The following is a 14,479-nucleotide window of genomic DNA, read 5'->3' as shown; positions in this document are numbered from 1 at the left end:
CAATAAGTTGTATTAACTAGGCGTGATTAACATTAAAAGCGCAATCAATCTCACTGTAACCTGTATTTATTTAAAAATTCATCAATTTGGTGAATCATGATCGTTTTCATAAATTTTATAAAAGGATTGAGATCTTTGTTTTCACCATATTGATTAAGAGCAAAAAAGTATTTTGATCGCATCTCTTTTTTAATATTGAGCATCGGATAATCATTGTTAAGCAATGATAAATTCATAATTAGGCGGCTTGTTCTTCCGTTGCCGTCATAAAAAGGATGAATTTTAACTAATTGCGCATGAGCAAAAGCTGCTTTTTCTATAGGTGAACTAAAATTTTTAGTGCTTAAATCTGCTACAAAAAATTTCATTTCTTGATAGATATGAGCTGTGTCAACAACACAATGAGTTGCACCTCTGATGTACACTTCACTCTTTCGATAAGAGTTGGTATGCACTACAGGAAAGATTACTTCTTTGTATAATGCGCAAATCACATCTTCTGAAATGGCAGTTTTATTTTGCGCATAACTTAATAATAATTTGATTGCTTTATCATGCCCAACAATTTCATATACTTCATTTAATTGTTTTCCTGCAGGTGTAAGGCCTTCGGTTAATAGTAGAACGGTATCAAAATATGAGCAGGTATTACCTTCAATAGTTGTTGAATCGTGTGTATAACGAATACAAAAGTTGTCTAAATATTCTGTTTGACGAGTTTTACTTAATTGATTGAAAACGTTATGAAAACATTGAACTTTTTCTTCAAGAGACATCATCAGAATCTCATCAAACCAGCATAAGTTTATTGTAATGAGTCTTATTGCGTTTCCAAGCAAATAACATCAAGATCATCAGGCACATAAATCTTGCCTGAAAAATATTCAGAAGCTTCTTTTGTATAGGTTTCTTTACGATTTTTAAGATCGTTGTCTTCTGTGTGGAAAAGAATAATGTTTTTAGCTCTAAGTTTTGATGCGCACTCAGCAGCATCTTTTGCCGTGCTGTGATGCTTTTCATAAGGCTTATATATATTCCTATCTTTGTACAGACAAAAAGCTTCAGTAATTAAATAATCACTGTCTGTAACATAGCTTTCACAGTGCTCATTAAACGGTTCATCACCTAAATACGAAAGTTTGAGTCCATCCTCAAACAATGCGGTAAAACCATATTGCTTTTCTTTTGTGGATAAAATATCAAATGCTTTAAAAGACATACCGCAGCTTTGAAAATCTGAGCCATCAGTCAATTCATTAAACATGACACGCTCATTCATTAAAGCAACAAGTTTCTTAGGTAAAGTAGCGGTACAAATAGTTTTCAGCAGATTTAAAACCTTTTCATGTGAAAAAATACGCAATGAGCCTTCGTATTTACCTGCTTTTATTTTTTGCAGGATTGAGCGCATTACCCAAATAACTCCAAGAACATGATCGGTATGCGTATGGGTAACGAAAAGATCATGAATTTTATCAATGTCGATTTTAGTATCTTGAAGGAGTTTTAAAATTTGATTACCACCGCCTGCATCAACCATAAAATATTCATTATCGTTTCGAATAACAAAGCAGGAGTTGTAGCAATTTAAAGCTAAAGCATATCCAGTTCCTAAAAAAACAATATCGCGTTTCATTTTTAATCCTTACTTTCTTTTGCCTTTTTGGCCTTGTATGCTTCAATCTGTTCCTTGGTTCTGCTTATTGAAACCATATAAACGCCGCAGAAAATCATAATAACGGCAATTCCTTTGATGAAGCTGAAGGAATCAAGACCCCATGAAATAGCAACTGCGCAAGCAATAATCGGCTGCACATAATTATACATTCCGGCTGTAGTGGGACCCACTGCTTTTTGCCCTATCACCAACAATAAATAACTTAAAAAAGTACTTCCTATAACCACGAATAACAGGGCTTCTATCTCATTGAAACTTAAAGCATGCCAATTTGTTGAGGTCAAACTTGTATAAGAAAAAGGAACGGCACAGATAAAAGAGAATGTAAAAAGCCATTTCATTACAGTCACAAGAGAATATTTACTGACAAGTCCTTTAAAAAATACGATATATATAGCAAAGCTGAATTCAGCTAATAAAACTAAAATATCACCTAATATATTTCCTTGAGCTTCCTGTGAAGAACCGGTTTCTGAACTTAAAATCAAAAGCAGAGCACCGCAAGCTCCCGATGCAATACCCAATACCTTTTTACCGGTAATAGGATCGCCTAAAAATAAAGCAGCAAGAACCATTGCCCATAAAGGCATACTGGTCGTAATAATTGAGGCATTACCAGGAGTTGTGAGTCCTACTCCGAAAATAAAAGATCCTTGATTAAAAATAATGGCAAAAAGTGAAGCCCAAAAAAGTTTAGCTAAATCTTTATGTGGGACATGTTCATGTTTAGTAAAAAAGGACAAGAGCCAAAACAAAATCATTGCACCGAAGATCCGGATGTCAGTCATGACCAGCGGAGTGATAGTACCTCCGACCATAACAATTTTGGCTACAGGGGACATAAGTCCCCACATGGCATTTGCCCCTAGTAAAGAAAGATGTCCTTTTATTGCTGATGAAGGCATATTTTATTTCCCTAATTTATTTTGCGGTGCTTATTGTAGTTTTATTTGGTTTGATTTCATCAAATTTGAACCATTTACCCCAAAAGAGACGAATTAAGAAGATTAGACCTCTAAAACATAATTCAAGGCACATGGCTATCCAAACACCTACAAGTCCGTATTCTTGAGACAAGAAATACGCAATAGTAAGGCGTACTGCCCACATGCTAAATAGATTCATGGCACTTGGAATAAAAGTATCACCGGCACCGACGAATGCTCCGTAACATACAATGGAAGCTGCAAACATGGGTTCAGCAAAAGCCTCTATGCGTAAAACCGTTGTTCCGAGTTCTCGAACTGCTTCATCGGGAGTCAAAATTGCCATCATGTCATAGGCAAAAAAGTATAGTAAAACTCCCATAATAGTCATTACGATCATTCCTATTGATACGGAAATCCTCGCAAAACTTACCGTAAGCTTCGGTCTCCTTGCGCCTACACTTTGTCCTACCAGGGTAGTAGCGGCATCACCCGTGCCATATCCCGGCATATAGCATAAACTTTCAGCGGTAATCGCAAATGAATGGGCAGCGATTGCGATTGTTCCTAAAGGTGCCACAATTAAAGTAGAGGCTATCTGAGCTGAGCACATCGCAACATTTTGTGCTCCCATAGGGGTACAAATCTTAAGTGCTTTCTTTAAAATGGAACGCTGCGGTTTAAAAGAACCTTTCTCCTGTCTTAAATTTAGATACTTTGATTTAAAGCATAGCGTATAGCTCATTAAAAAGGATGTCACGACAAAGGCAAGCATCGTACCTAATGCTGCGCCTTGAACACCGAGATCTGCTCTGGGAATGATGATGCTTAAACCTAAAACATCAATCTCTTTTGATGGAAAGATAAGAAAATAATTAAACACCACATCTAAAAAACACATCATTGTGTTAAGAATGCTTGGAAGTCGCATATTTCCTGAGCAGCGATGCATGCTGGCGCTTAAGTAATTAAGCTGCATGAAAGGAATGCCTAAGGCAAAGATAAAGAAATATTTAGAAGAGTTTTCAATAATATCGCTGCCGCCACCAAGCCAAACCGGTAATACCGGACTTATGATCATACCGATCACGCATAAAAATAGACCTGCTGATAAACCGTAAATAAGTCCCTGTCTTAAAACATTTCGTGCCTGTACAAAATCACCGGCTCCCACCATATGCGCTACTTGAACTGAAAAGCCCATTGATACGGCTGAGCATAGACCGCCGCACATCCACATACTTGATGAAACAAGACCTATAGACGCAGAAGCGGCAGCGCCCAAGCTTCCTACCATTGCAGCATCAATATAAAACATGATGATAGTGGATATTTGCGCCAGAATGGATGGAATACTTAGTCTTATAATAAGCTCAATCTCATCCTTTAAAGTGAGCTTTTGTCTGATGCGGATTTTATCGAGTAGTTTATCTTCAGCTGCCATTATAATTTCCGTTTCTAAAACAGCATGAATTTTACAACTTTAAAAAATTTTTAAAACCGCTAACACAATAAACTAAAAGCAAAAATTATTGATAATAATTTTCCTTAAGCACCATTTTTCACATTTGTTGATTGTTTTTCTTAAAACCTTCGGTATATTGTTAAAAAATTTAATATATGTAAGGCTTAAAACATGCAATCAGAAAAACTCTATATCGGTATCGATGCCGGAACTCAAAGCGTTAAAGTTGCCGTATTTGACGAACACACCAATTGTCTTTGCTCTTATACAAAGCCTACTACATTGACCTATCCCAATCCCGGCTGGGTTGATATGGATATTGACGAGTTTTTAAACATCACAATTGATTGCATAAAATTATGCGTTGATGATGTTAAAGGTCAAGGCTACAGCGCAAACGCAATTAAATCCGTTCTTTGCGACGGTGTTATCTGCGGCATCTGTGGTGTAGACAAAGAAGGCAATGCGATTACTCCTTACATTAACTACCTTGATTCAAGAACCCAGGACGATGTTAATTATATAAACAGCCTTAACCTTGAAATCTTTGCTAAAGAAACCGGTAATCCTGAAGCTAAATGCTTGTTCCCTGCCATGTTCGCCCGCTGGTTTATAAAAAACTCTCAAGCATTTAATGAAAGAGGTGTCAAATTCGTGCATAACGCTCCCTATATCGGAATGCATCTTGCAGGCCTTAAGGGCGATGATGCTTATATCGATTGGGGAACTATGTCAGGTTGGGGCCTTGGCTATAAAGTTGAGAAAAAAGAATGGAGCGATGAACAGCTTCAAATTTTAGGCATAGATAAAAAATTCATGCCCCGTATTCTAAAGCCATGGGATGTTGTAGGCACAGTATGCAATGAAATGGCAAAAAGAACCGGGCTTAGTACTGATACCAAGATTTGCGCCGGAGCCGGTGATACCATGCAGTCAATGCTTGGCGCCGGAATTTTCAAAGCCAATCAAGGCGTGGATGTAGCCGGAACCTGTGCAATGTTTTGCGTATCGACAAAAGGTATTATTCCTAAATTATCGCAAAAAGGTACCGGACTTATTTTTAACAGCGGGACTTTGCCTGACACATACTTTTATTGGGGATTTATTCGTACCGGAGGTCTTGCCTTAAGATGGTTTAAAGACTCCGTTTGCCAAAAAGGCGATGACCCGGCTTATTATCAAAATTTATCTAAGGAAGCAGCAAAGATCGGTATAGGATCAAACGGTGTTATCTTCCTTCCTTATTTAACCGGCGGTACCGATTTTGCCAAAAACGCCTGCGGGGCTTTTTTAAATCTGGAGCTTGATACAGATCAATTTGTTATGTGGAGAGCTGTCCTTGAGGCTATCGGCTTTGACTATATGGAAATTGCGGATGTATATAAAGATGCGGGAGTCGATCTTACTAGGATAACGGTAGCAGAAGGCGGCAGCCGCGATCATTTATGGAATCAAATTAAGGCTGATATGCTTGACGCTGTTGTTACCCGATATAAAGTCTCAGGCGGCGCTGTCAGAACCAATAGTGTCTTTGCTGCCTATGCTGCAGGCGACGTTGACGATCTCTTAAGTAAACTTGAGTCTTTGCTTGAAAAAGATGCTGAATATGAACCGAATAAGGAAAACAGCGCACAATATCGCAAATTGTTTACATTAAAGCGAGAGTTAGTACAAAGCGATATGCCGTCTTCATTTACAAAACTTGCCAAGATTAGAGAAGAATGCTCAAAATTTGATAATAATAAAACCTCTGATTAGCCTTAAAAGTTAGAAAAATTTCAACGGCGCTTCCTTTGTTAAGCGCCGTTTCCTTATATAGACAATAATTATTTGCCTATAAACTTGCATATAAGTTAAAAATTTTGAGGAAAAAGGAGTAAAATACGCCAAATTTTAAAGACTGATTAAGTCTTTATCTCATCTTTCGTTCTTTTTCCGGCAGGACCATTATGACCGAACAAACCAAGCAATTTGCACCGCTTGTTAAACGCATTTTAACTGATGGTAAATGCTTAGAAGGCGGCATCTTAAAAGTCGATAATTTCATTAATCATCAAATCGATCCTGAATTATTAAAGCAGATGTCAATCGAATTGGTACGCCGTTTTGCCGCAAAAGATATCAACAAAATTTTAACTATTGAAGCAAGCGGTATTGCTCCTGCAATCATGATGGGATTCTTGCTTGACGTTCCTGTTGTCTTTGCCAAGAAAAAGAAACCTTCGACAATGAGCGATATGCTTGTTACTTCTGTTTTTTCCTTTACCAAGCAGCGTTCATATGATGTCTGTGTAGCCAAAGAGTTTTTACATAAAGGCGATAAAGTTCTTTTTATCGATGACTTTTTGGCAAACGGTAACGCTGCAAAAGGCATTATCGACTTAATAAATCAGGCTGAAGCTGAGCTTGTCGGTATGGGCTTTTTAATTGAAAAAGCATTCCAGCACGGTGGTGATTATTTGCGCGGACTTAATATTCAAGTAGAGTCTTTAGCCATTATTGAAAGCCTTGATAACTGCACTATTACCATTAAAAAATAATTATGGAAAAAACAACTAAAAACGCAGAAGACTTTAAAGCAGATCTTATCTACGGATTAAATGACAGACCTCCTTTAAAGGAAACTTTGTTTGCTGCTTTACAGCACCTTCTTGCCATTTTCGTGGCAATCGTAACACCTCCGCTTATTATTGCCGGAGCATTAAAGCTTGATTACGTAACCACAGGCTTTTTAGTTTCAATGGCATTGTTTGCCTCCGGTATTTCAACTTTTATTCAGTGCAAGAGACTAGGCCCTATTGGCTGCGGTCTTTTATGCATTCAAGGTACGAGCTTTTCCTTTATTTCCCCGATTATCGGCGCAGGATTAACCGGTGGCCTTAGTACTGTTTTCGGTGCAACGATTTTCGGCTCTACCGTTGAAATGTTAATCAGCCGTGTTCTTCGCTACACCAGGAAAATCATCACTCCGTTGGTATCTGGAATTGTCGTAACTTTAATCGGCTTGAGCCTTATTAAAGTCGGAGTTATTTCCTGCGGGGGCGGATTTAGCGCTATGGAAAACGGAACCTTCGGTTCAATGGAGAATTTGGGACTTGCCGCTTTAGTAATAGTATCTATTTTGATTTTCAATAGAAGTTCAAATAAATACCTGCGTATGAGTTCAATCGTTATAGGATTACTTATAGGCTACGTAGTTTCATACTTTATCGGCAGAATTGATTTTTCCGCTATTACAAGCTACGGCGGTTTTAATGTTCCGGTTCCTTTCCGTTACGGTATAGATTTTGATATCGGTGCAATTATTTCGCTTGGCATCGTTTATTTAATTACCGCTATTGAAGCTTATGGTGACGTTACGGCCAACTCTCTAATCTCCGGAGAGCCTGTTGTCGGTGATAAGTTCATCAAACGCGCATCCGGCGGTATTTTAGCCGACGGCTTTAACTCTATGCTTGCCGGAATTTTAAATTCATTCCCCAACTCGATTTTTGCCCAGAATAACGGCATGATTCAGTTGACAGGTGTTGCAAGCCGCTATGTAGGATATTTCATCGCCCTGTTTTTGATTATTCTGGGAGTTTTCCCGGCTGTCGGTTTGGTGTTCTCTTTAATTCCCGATCCCGTTTTAGGCGGAGCTACTTTACTTATGTTCGGTACCGTGGCCGCATCTGGAATCAGAATTATTGCATCTCAGCATTTAAACCGTAAAGCAATGCTCGTCATGGGACTTAGCTTCTCTTTAGGTCTAAGTGTGGAACTGGTGCCGGATATATTAAGTCATATGCCTGATACCATTAAGCATATCTTTTCATCAGGTATTACCACAGGCGGCATCGTCGCTATTCTTTCTAATTTCTTAATCCGGATTAAGGAGTAAACAAATTTCAGATCCTGCTTCGTTGCAGGATCTCCTTTTTCTACCTTTCTTCATCCCTGTCTGATAATATCAAGTCGCTGATTACTCTTAAAGAAATAGCTTCTTGTCTCATAAATCTCACAAAACCGCTTTATAATGCGACAATGATGGATGTTAATAAATATATTAATTTTTTTCCATAAACACCTACAGATAAATACAAGTCTTTGAATTTATGGCGCAAATTTTAAAATTTAATTATTCTTTACTACCTGAAGTCTGTGCTCTTTTGCATCGGATTTGGTTTGAATACGGAAATCCTAAAAAACAATTTTTCAACAAACTGCTTGCCGTACACTACTTTTTATATTGTTTAAAAAGGTCAAGCAAAGCCTATTGCATTACCGACAGTAATGCGGTTACAGGATTTATACTGTTAAAACAAAAATCAAAAAAGCCTCGTTTTTTCATGTCAAAAATTGTTTTTAAAGTTTTAGGAGGTTTTTTAAGTTTATTTGCGCAATGCAGGGAAGGTCTTAAAGTACACGCTTTGTATGCTTACAATTACGCAAAATTGCAGCAATATTATCCTACTGACAAATATGACGCTGAAATTGTTCTATTAATCATCGATCCTAAATTACAGGGTAAAGGTCTTGGCAGAAAACTTATAGATTTTGCAATTAAGAAAGTACGCAAAGAAGGAGCGCAAAACGTTTTTCTACTTACGGACACTTCATGCAACTATAAGTTTTACGACTTACTTATGTTTAAACAAGTAGCCAAGAGAAAAGGTGGATATCTATATGAAGGACAGGAAAGTCCTGAATATTTTTTCGTGTACGAAAAGAATTTATGATTAGAGGGCAGGGAAACAATTTGTTTCCCTGCAAGGGATTTAGATTAATCCGTAGATAAAAATTACCAGAATAATAAACGGTACTACATATTTTACGTAGTTAAACCACAAATTAGTTACTTTTTGCTTCATCAAACCGTTATTATCAAGCTCAGCTTTAGCTTCATCTTTCATTACCCAGCCGACAAATAAAGTGGCGCCTAAAGCTGTGAGGACGAAACAGATATTCCCGCTAATAAAGTCAAAAGCATCAAAAATATTGCGGTTTATAAATCTTACGTCTCTCCAAGGTCCATAAGCCATAATGCACGGAATATTACCGAAAACAAACACACCGATTAAGGATATATTAATAGCACCTTTAAGTCTTATCTTAAACTTCTCGAACAATACGCTGATGATTACCTGATAAATAGTAAGAGATGTGGTCAATGCGGCAATTACGAGAAGTAAGAAGAATACAATGGCAAAGAAATTGCCAAAATGCATTTCGGAAAAAGCAATCGGCAAAGATTTAAAAACAAGTGACGGACCTGAATCAGGGGCAAGATTTACACTAAATAATGACGGGAAAATCATAAATCCGGCCATAACTGCAATAACGGTATTAATGACACCGGTAATCGTTGCAGTTTTTACCATATCTTCATTATTGCTTAAATGTGAAGATAAAGTGATCATTACGCCAAAGCCTAAGGATAAGGCAAAGAATACCTGACCTAAAACATCAAGGAAAAGCTGCGGTGTGATCTTGGAAAAATCAGGCATTAAATAGAATTTGATACCCTCTCCTGCATTATCAAGAGTAAGATTTCTTCCTACCATTACGATAAGGCATAAGAATAACAGCGGCATTAAATATTTTACTGAACGCTCAATGCCTTTAATTACGCCTTTTCTTAAAATAACCCAGTTAATCCAAACGAAAATAATTGTGCATAAGGTTATAAATATAGGAGCGTTTTCAATGTTTGCTTCATAAAAGCTTTCGGTAATTTCTTTGGTTATGGGAGCTGATAAATCAAGACCTCCGGAGATGCCAAAAGCGCCCATGCAAATATGAATAATATATGAAATAACCCACGCGCCTATCACCATGTAATATGCAAGAATGCCGAAGGCTCCCAGCAAGCCTAAATATCCGACAATCTTCCATAAAGGATTTGTTCTGGCTTTATTTTTTAAAGATAAGATAAAAGCGTCAACACTGTTGCTTTGGGCTCTGCGTCCAATAACATTTTCAACGAGAATAATAGGAATACCGACAAGCAGCATTACGATAATAAAAGTTAAAACATATGCACCGCCGCCGTTCTCGCCTACTAAATAAGGGAATCGCCAAGTTGCTCCAAAACCGATAGTAGCACCGGCAACAGTCAAAATATAAGTCAGCCGGTTAGTCCAAGTCTGTCGTGCCATAACTATATGCCTTTTTATACGAATATAAACTAGGCATTATAACAAATTGTAAGATATTAGGATAAATATATTAATTTTTACGGTTTAAGGCACGCTGTACTAATGAAATAAGTGCTTGTTTATATTCATTTTCAGGAAAAACGTTAAGCTCTTTAACGGCTTGTTCTCCTGATTGTTCCGCAGCTTTTTTGCACTCTTTTAGTGTGTCGTATTTATTGATATAGCTGATTACAGTTTCAAGATCTGCATTTTCAATTGCTTTAATCAAAATTTCTTTTTCAGCCTCAGAGCATCGCTGCAATGCAAAAATAACCGGCAAAGTTATCCTTTTATCCTGAAGGTCCTCTCCGGCATTTTTACCTAATGTTTTACTGTCAGATGAATAATCAAGGCAATCATCAATTATCTGAAAGGCGTTTCCGATGTATCTGCCGTAGTTTTTTAAAGCGGTAATGTACTTTTCTTCTTCACCCAGATAAACAGCGGGTGCTGATGCTGAAAGCTCAAATAAAGCACCTGTTTTGCAGTAAATTGTAGTGTAGTAATCTTCTACGCTGATATTGACGTCACCCTCGTTTTTGAGCTGATCAAGCTCGCCTGTTACCAGGGTTGCCAATGTATCGCTGATGATATTTAAAACATCAGCTTTTTTAAGATCTTTTATCGTCGCAAAGCATCTGGTGAACATATAGTCACCTGCAAGAACAGCGACGTGATTACCTGAAGTACTGTTTAATGTCGGATGCCCGCGGCGCATTAATGAATTATCAATTACATCATCGTGAATAAGAGTTGCCGTATGCAGAAGTTCAACACCGGCTGCAAGCTTGCAAACCGCAATTTCTTCTTCATCGGTGTATGTCGGCAAAAGGTGAGCTGCGAGCAAAACGAGAGCCGGACGCATGCGCTTACCGCCGGCATTGATAATGGACAAGCATAACGAGTTGACATGTGCTTCAAGATCTGAGTCACTGAAACCTTCAACTAATGTAGCTTCGACCTTTTTCATTTCAGATCCGATCAAAGCTTCAAAAAGCGCCATGCGTTATCCTTAAACAGCCTAAGCCATTACATTATCCAATACTTGCAAAATTTTATCACGATATTGCGGCAAAAGGGATTAACTGGGAAATAAAAGATTAAAGAAAAGAAGATTCCACTGAAATTTAGATCCTTTTTCTTAGTATCACCTTGAAAAAGGATCATGAAAATTAATCTTTGATTTTATCTAAAGTTTCGACCAAGACATGGGAATCAAGAGTTTCGCTGTAGGTTTTAATCGCGCTTAAAATATTTTTTGCAATGTCATCGGTAAGTTTTAAACCGTTTAACAATGCCAAAGTTTCCATAGCGTCGCGTTCACTGATGATTTTATTTACACCTGCTTTAATAAGCTGAACCGCAAGACGGCTTGCACGTGAATGCTGCTGATTTAATGCGTCTTCAGATAACGGATTTGTTTTTCTCTCTTTTAAAGATAAAAGTTTTTCTTTGACTTTGGTGTCAGTGACATCGGAGTCATAACCAAGACGAGCTCTTACGAGTCCTTCTATCGAACCGTACTGATTTAAAATGAAGTTATAAGAAAACTTACTTTTATAACCTAAAAGCTCGGTAAGCTCGGAAATACTGGTAAATTCAATTCCAAATGCCGAAATGCTTTTGCGTTTTCTATTAGCAGCCATAGACGCACACCATAGTAATAAAATGTTTTATATATTTTTATATCGAATATTATACAGAGTAAAATAGTAAATAAAGCATTTAATTTTGCTATATATTATCATCTTTGCCATTTTATTTAATTATCATACCTATATAAGATATTTTTTTAGATATGTTATTTGATAAAAATTAAATATTTAGGCATAAATCCACAGATATCAACCACAAAAGATAGATGCGTATAAAAATTTAGTCTTTTGTCTAAAAAGCACTTGTTTGCACCAAAGAGATGGAAAATGCGAATCAATAAAACCATTGTTGCCTATATGTCGCCCACAGGCGGAGTTAAAAAAGTCGCAGGAGCTGTTGCTGAAGGTTTTAAAGAGCAAACTGAAAATGTATCAACAATGAATTTTATTACTCCTCGCTTTCGTGCTTTGAAAACAGAGTTGTCTCCCGACACTTTATTTGTTTTTTGCTTCCCTGTTTATTTTGGACGAATGCCCAAATGCATTTATGACTGGAAAAATCTTGAAGGAAACGGAGCTCTAGCCTTTATTGTTAATGTGTACGGTAACCGCCTTTGCGAAGACGCGCCGCGTGAGGCAGCAGACTTTTTAACGGCTCATGGTTTTAAAGTAATAGGATATGCCGAAAGCGTTGCTGAACATTCTCAGGAAAGAAAATTAGCCCACGGTCGACCTGATGTTCAAGATACTGCCGATTTAAAAGCAATGGCAGCAGACGTTTATCGTAAAGCATGCGCTTATGAAGGAGATAGTACTTTTGATTTTCATAACAATGCCCCTTATAAGCCTTACGGTCAGGTTCCTTTTATTCCCCAAAAGTTAACTGATGAGGAGTGCGCCAATTGTAAAGTGTGCATTAAGATTTGTCCGATGGGAATTATCGATCCTAAAACCTGCAGTGTTTTAGAGGAAAATAAAGAAAAATGCATGGGATGCCGTGCCTGCATTGCTGTTTGCAAAAAGAAAATCCGCGGAATTCCGCCGCAGGTTTTAGAAAAAATAGCTCAAAAAATGGCTGTAGTTATGGCAAACAATAGCGAAAGAAAACCAAATCGTTATTTTCTTATCTAAAAAAATGGCCCCTATGCGATTTTCTGCCGTATAAGGGCCTACACTATTTCCTTTCTTAATTCTTATCTACTTTTCTTTTGACTCTACGAATTTAACGCCCAAATCAGGGAAATCAGTAAAGACTCCGTCTGCATCAGCTTTATACAAGACGGCATCATAAAGTTCATCAACATTTACAACATAATCAGGTAAGCGATCTTTTCTAATAGTATACGGATGTACAATCATGCCGTTGTTATGTGCATTTTTTACAAAATCGTTGACTACGATATGCCCTTTGCTGCTTTTTTCAACATCAAAGAGCAGATTATAATCAGGGCCCATACCATCTGCATATTGCGCAATTTCGGTCATATTCGCAGGGTCAATTAAATATTTATAATCAAATGATTCCCACTTTCCGTTCTTTAATTCATAAGTTTCAGTCGGATTGGTAGTAATTAAGATAACGGTACGCAAATCCATACCCATCTGCGGCATTAATTGGGTTTTTACATATTTAAGATCCGGATAATCAAATGTCTGGAAAATGCAGTTGGAGTCTTTGGTTGTGTACCCGTATTTTTTCAAAACATCCAATGTAGCTTTTGAAATATCCTTTCCTTCCTGCTTGTGGAACCATGGTGCTTTTGTCTCTACATAAATACCTACATTTCTACCCATGGTTTTATTGAGACCTTGAATAAACTCTATTTCTTCTTCAAGTGTATGAATCTTAAAAGTAGACTGCATTAAAGGGAAACGACCCTTATATCCTGCAACCATCTTACCGTCTTTGATTTCAAAACCTTCGGTAAAATTGAGGCTTTTGATTTCATCCAAAGTAAAATCAATTACGTAATAACGTCCGTCCTGTCGAGATCTTCCAGGAAACTTTGTTGCGACGTCACTAACTCTGTCAAGAAAATGATCATGAACCACAACCAAATGATCATCTTTGGTCATGGCAAGATCCTGTTCCAAATAATCAGCTCCCATTGCATAGGCTAAAGCCTTGGCCTCAAGAGTATGCTCAGGCAGATAAGCGCTTGCTCCACGATGGGCAACAATTGTTTTTGCATTTGCAAAACTTGCTGCACAAATACCTAAAAAGATAAATGCAGTAGTCGATTTTAACATAACGAGATCCTCAAAAATTTATGTCAAAATCAGTCTAAAAGAGCTGTGTAAATGGCATATTTTGCTATTGTAAAATTTAAAAATTTTATAAAAATTTATTTAGGTTGTTTTAAACATTTAGAATGTTTGATTTTTGTAATAGATGTAATACTTACTAGTAAATATGCAGGGCGTAAAGAAGAGCCAAATCATGGCAAGTAAGTTGCTTTTTATACCAAAGTAAAAATGTTTGCTTCTGTAAAAGTGATTTTATGATGGTAGTAGATGTTGCAAAGGATAAGTTCTAAATTTTAATGCATACTCTATAATATAAATAGAGATGGCACTAAGAGTTTTGATAATGCCCGGATCGCCTGATTTTTTATGTAGTATAGCAGCTCTTTCTTTTT

The 14,479-nt window shown here is 37.2% G+C and carries 14 protein-coding genes; 6 read left to right on the top strand and 8 right to left on the bottom strand.

Translation table 11 applies throughout. From position 1 onward, the window contains the following. Positions 1 to 50: 50 nt before the first annotated feature. Genes QZ019_RS06410 through QZ019_RS06395 form a run of 4 tightly spaced genes read right to left on the bottom strand, consistent with a single transcriptional unit; the run spans position 51 to position 4,048 of the window. Positions 51 to 779 carry a Fic family protein gene (locus QZ019_RS06410; RefSeq protein ID WP_295483359.1) on the bottom strand — a complete coding sequence of 243 codons (729 nt, stop codon included), beginning with the start codon at positions 777 to 779 and terminating at the stop codon, positions 51 to 53. Between the two features lie 41 nt (positions 780 to 820). Then, positions 821 to 1,636, bottom strand: coding sequence for an MBL fold metallo-hydrolase (locus tag QZ019_RS06405; RefSeq protein WP_295483356.1), 816 nt, complete (start codon positions 1,634 to 1,636; stop codon positions 821 to 823). 2 nt (positions 1,637 to 1,638) lie between these two features. Next, entirely contained in the window at positions 1,639 to 2,583 is a 945-nt protein-coding gene (locus tag QZ019_RS06400) for a DMT family transporter (protein ID WP_295483354.1), read from the bottom strand. Positions 2,584 to 2,599: 16 nt separating this feature from the next. Beyond that, the gene (locus QZ019_RS06395; protein WP_295483351.1) at positions 2,600 to 4,048 is read right to left on the bottom strand and encodes an MATE family efflux transporter; all 1,449 of its coding nucleotides are present in this window, start codon (positions 4,046 to 4,048) and stop codon (positions 2,600 to 2,602) included. Positions 4,049 to 4,240: 192 nt separating this feature from the next. On the opposite strand from QZ019_RS06395, the gene QZ019_RS06390 reads away from it, so the two are divergent. The 4 genes from QZ019_RS06390 (at position 4,241) to QZ019_RS09895 (ending at position 8,787) form a co-directional block, all read left to right on the top strand. Then, on the top strand, positions 4,241 to 5,827 hold the full coding sequence (locus QZ019_RS06390) for an FGGY family carbohydrate kinase (RefSeq protein ID WP_295483350.1): 1,587 nt from the start codon (positions 4,241 to 4,243) through the stop codon (positions 5,825 to 5,827). 191 nt (positions 5,828 to 6,018) lie between these two features. Then, on the top strand, positions 6,019 to 6,609 hold the full coding sequence (gene xpt, locus QZ019_RS06385) for a xanthine phosphoribosyltransferase (RefSeq protein WP_294566090.1): 591 nt from the start codon (positions 6,019 to 6,021) through the stop codon (positions 6,607 to 6,609). 2 nt (positions 6,610 to 6,611) lie between these two features. Continuing rightward, on the top strand, positions 6,612 to 7,949 hold the full coding sequence (locus QZ019_RS06380) for a nucleobase:cation symporter-2 family protein (protein WP_294566087.1): 1,338 nt from the start codon (positions 6,612 to 6,614) through the stop codon (positions 7,947 to 7,949). Positions 7,950 to 8,397: 448 nt separating this feature from the next. Further along, positions 8,398 to 8,787 carry a GNAT family N-acetyltransferase gene (locus QZ019_RS09895; protein WP_366936836.1) on the top strand — a complete coding sequence of 130 codons (390 nt, stop codon included), beginning with the start codon at positions 8,398 to 8,400 and terminating at the stop codon, positions 8,785 to 8,787. A 39-nt stretch (positions 8,788 to 8,826) separates the two neighbouring features. On the opposite strand, the gene QZ019_RS06370 is transcribed toward QZ019_RS09895, so the two are convergent. The 3 genes from QZ019_RS06370 to QZ019_RS06360 all read right to left on the bottom strand — a co-directional run bounded on the left by QZ019_RS06370 (position 8,827) and on the right by QZ019_RS06360 (position 11,891). Beyond that, positions 8,827 to 10,206 (bottom strand): sodium-dependent transporter, encoded by a 1,380-nt coding sequence (locus QZ019_RS06370; protein WP_295483345.1) that lies wholly within the window; start codon positions 10,204 to 10,206, stop codon positions 8,827 to 8,829. Between the two features lie 70 nt (positions 10,207 to 10,276). After that, positions 10,277 to 11,248 (bottom strand): polyprenyl synthetase family protein, encoded by a 972-nt coding sequence (locus QZ019_RS06365; protein WP_295483343.1) that lies wholly within the window; start codon positions 11,246 to 11,248, stop codon positions 10,277 to 10,279. 169 nt (positions 11,249 to 11,417) lie between these two features. Next, on the bottom strand, positions 11,418 to 11,891 hold the full coding sequence (locus QZ019_RS06360) for a hypothetical protein (RefSeq protein WP_286036223.1): 474 nt from the start codon (positions 11,889 to 11,891) through the stop codon (positions 11,418 to 11,420). Positions 11,892 to 12,167: 276 nt separating this feature from the next. Between QZ019_RS06360 and QZ019_RS06355 the strand changes: the two genes are divergently transcribed. After that, entirely contained in the window at positions 12,168 to 12,971 is an 804-nt protein-coding gene (locus QZ019_RS06355) for a hypothetical protein (RefSeq protein WP_295483341.1), read from the top strand. A gap of 66 nt (positions 12,972 to 13,037) precedes the next feature. Here the strand turns inward: QZ019_RS06355 and glpQ are convergent, their stop codons facing one another. Further along, the gene (gene glpQ, locus QZ019_RS06350; protein ID WP_295483339.1) at positions 13,038 to 14,090 is read right to left on the bottom strand and encodes a glycerophosphodiester phosphodiesterase; all 1,053 of its coding nucleotides are present in this window, start codon (positions 14,088 to 14,090) and stop codon (positions 13,038 to 13,040) included. Positions 14,091 to 14,141: 51 nt separating this feature from the next. On the opposite strand from glpQ, the gene QZ019_RS06345 reads away from it, so the two are divergent. After that, positions 14,142 to 14,291 carry a hypothetical protein gene (locus tag QZ019_RS06345; protein WP_295483336.1) on the top strand — a complete coding sequence of 50 codons (150 nt, stop codon included), beginning with the start codon at positions 14,142 to 14,144 and terminating at the stop codon, positions 14,289 to 14,291. Positions 14,292 to 14,479 lie beyond the last annotated feature (188 nt).

This window comes from uncultured Succinatimonas sp. (assembly GCF_905203285.1).
Lineage (GTDB): Bacteria > Pseudomonadota > Gammaproteobacteria > Enterobacterales > Succinivibrionaceae > Succinatimonas.
The sequence above is the reverse complement of the archived record's forward strand: the minus strand, read 5'-3'. Positions and strand labels throughout refer to the sequence as shown.

Excerpts from the sequence above, each read along its gene's own strand:
- QZ019_RS06410 (WP_295483359.1), bottom strand. The coding sequence starts at position 779 with ATGATGTCTCTTGAAGAAAAAGTTCAATGTTTTCATAACGTTTTCAAT.
- QZ019_RS06405 (WP_295483356.1), bottom strand. The coding sequence starts at position 1,636 with ATGAAACGCGATATTGTTTTTTTAGGAACTGGATATGCTTTAGCTTTA.
- QZ019_RS06400 (WP_295483354.1), bottom strand. The coding sequence starts at position 2,583 with ATGCCTTCATCAGCAATAAAAGGACATCTTTCTTTACTAGGGGCAAAT.
- QZ019_RS06395 (WP_295483351.1), bottom strand. The coding sequence starts at position 4,048 with ATGGCAGCTGAAGATAAACTACTCGATAAAATCCGCATCAGACAAAAG.
- QZ019_RS06390 (WP_295483350.1), top strand. The coding sequence starts at position 4,241 with ATGCAATCAGAAAAACTCTATATCGGTATCGATGCCGGAACTCAAAGC.
- xpt (WP_294566090.1), top strand. The coding sequence starts at position 6,019 with ATGACCGAACAAACCAAGCAATTTGCACCGCTTGTTAAACGCATTTTA.
- QZ019_RS06380 (WP_294566087.1), top strand. The coding sequence starts at position 6,612 with ATGGAAAAAACAACTAAAAACGCAGAAGACTTTAAAGCAGATCTTATC.
- QZ019_RS09895 (WP_366936836.1), top strand. The coding sequence starts at position 8,398 with ATGTCAAAAATTGTTTTTAAAGTTTTAGGAGGTTTTTTAAGTTTATTT.
- QZ019_RS06370 (WP_295483345.1), bottom strand. The coding sequence starts at position 10,206 with ATGGCACGACAGACTTGGACTAACCGGCTGACTTATATTTTGACTGTT.
- QZ019_RS06365 (WP_295483343.1), bottom strand. The coding sequence starts at position 11,248 with ATGGCGCTTTTTGAAGCTTTGATCGGATCTGAAATGAAAAAGGTCGAA.
- QZ019_RS06360 (WP_286036223.1), bottom strand. The coding sequence starts at position 11,891 with ATGGCTGCTAATAGAAAACGCAAAAGCATTTCGGCATTTGGAATTGAA.
- QZ019_RS06355 (WP_295483341.1), top strand. The coding sequence starts at position 12,168 with ATGCGAATCAATAAAACCATTGTTGCCTATATGTCGCCCACAGGCGGA.
- glpQ (WP_295483339.1), bottom strand. The coding sequence starts at position 14,090 with ATGTTAAAATCGACTACTGCATTTATCTTTTTAGGTATTTGTGCAGCA.
- QZ019_RS06345 (WP_295483336.1), top strand. The coding sequence starts at position 14,142 with ATGGCATATTTTGCTATTGTAAAATTTAAAAATTTTATAAAAATTTAT.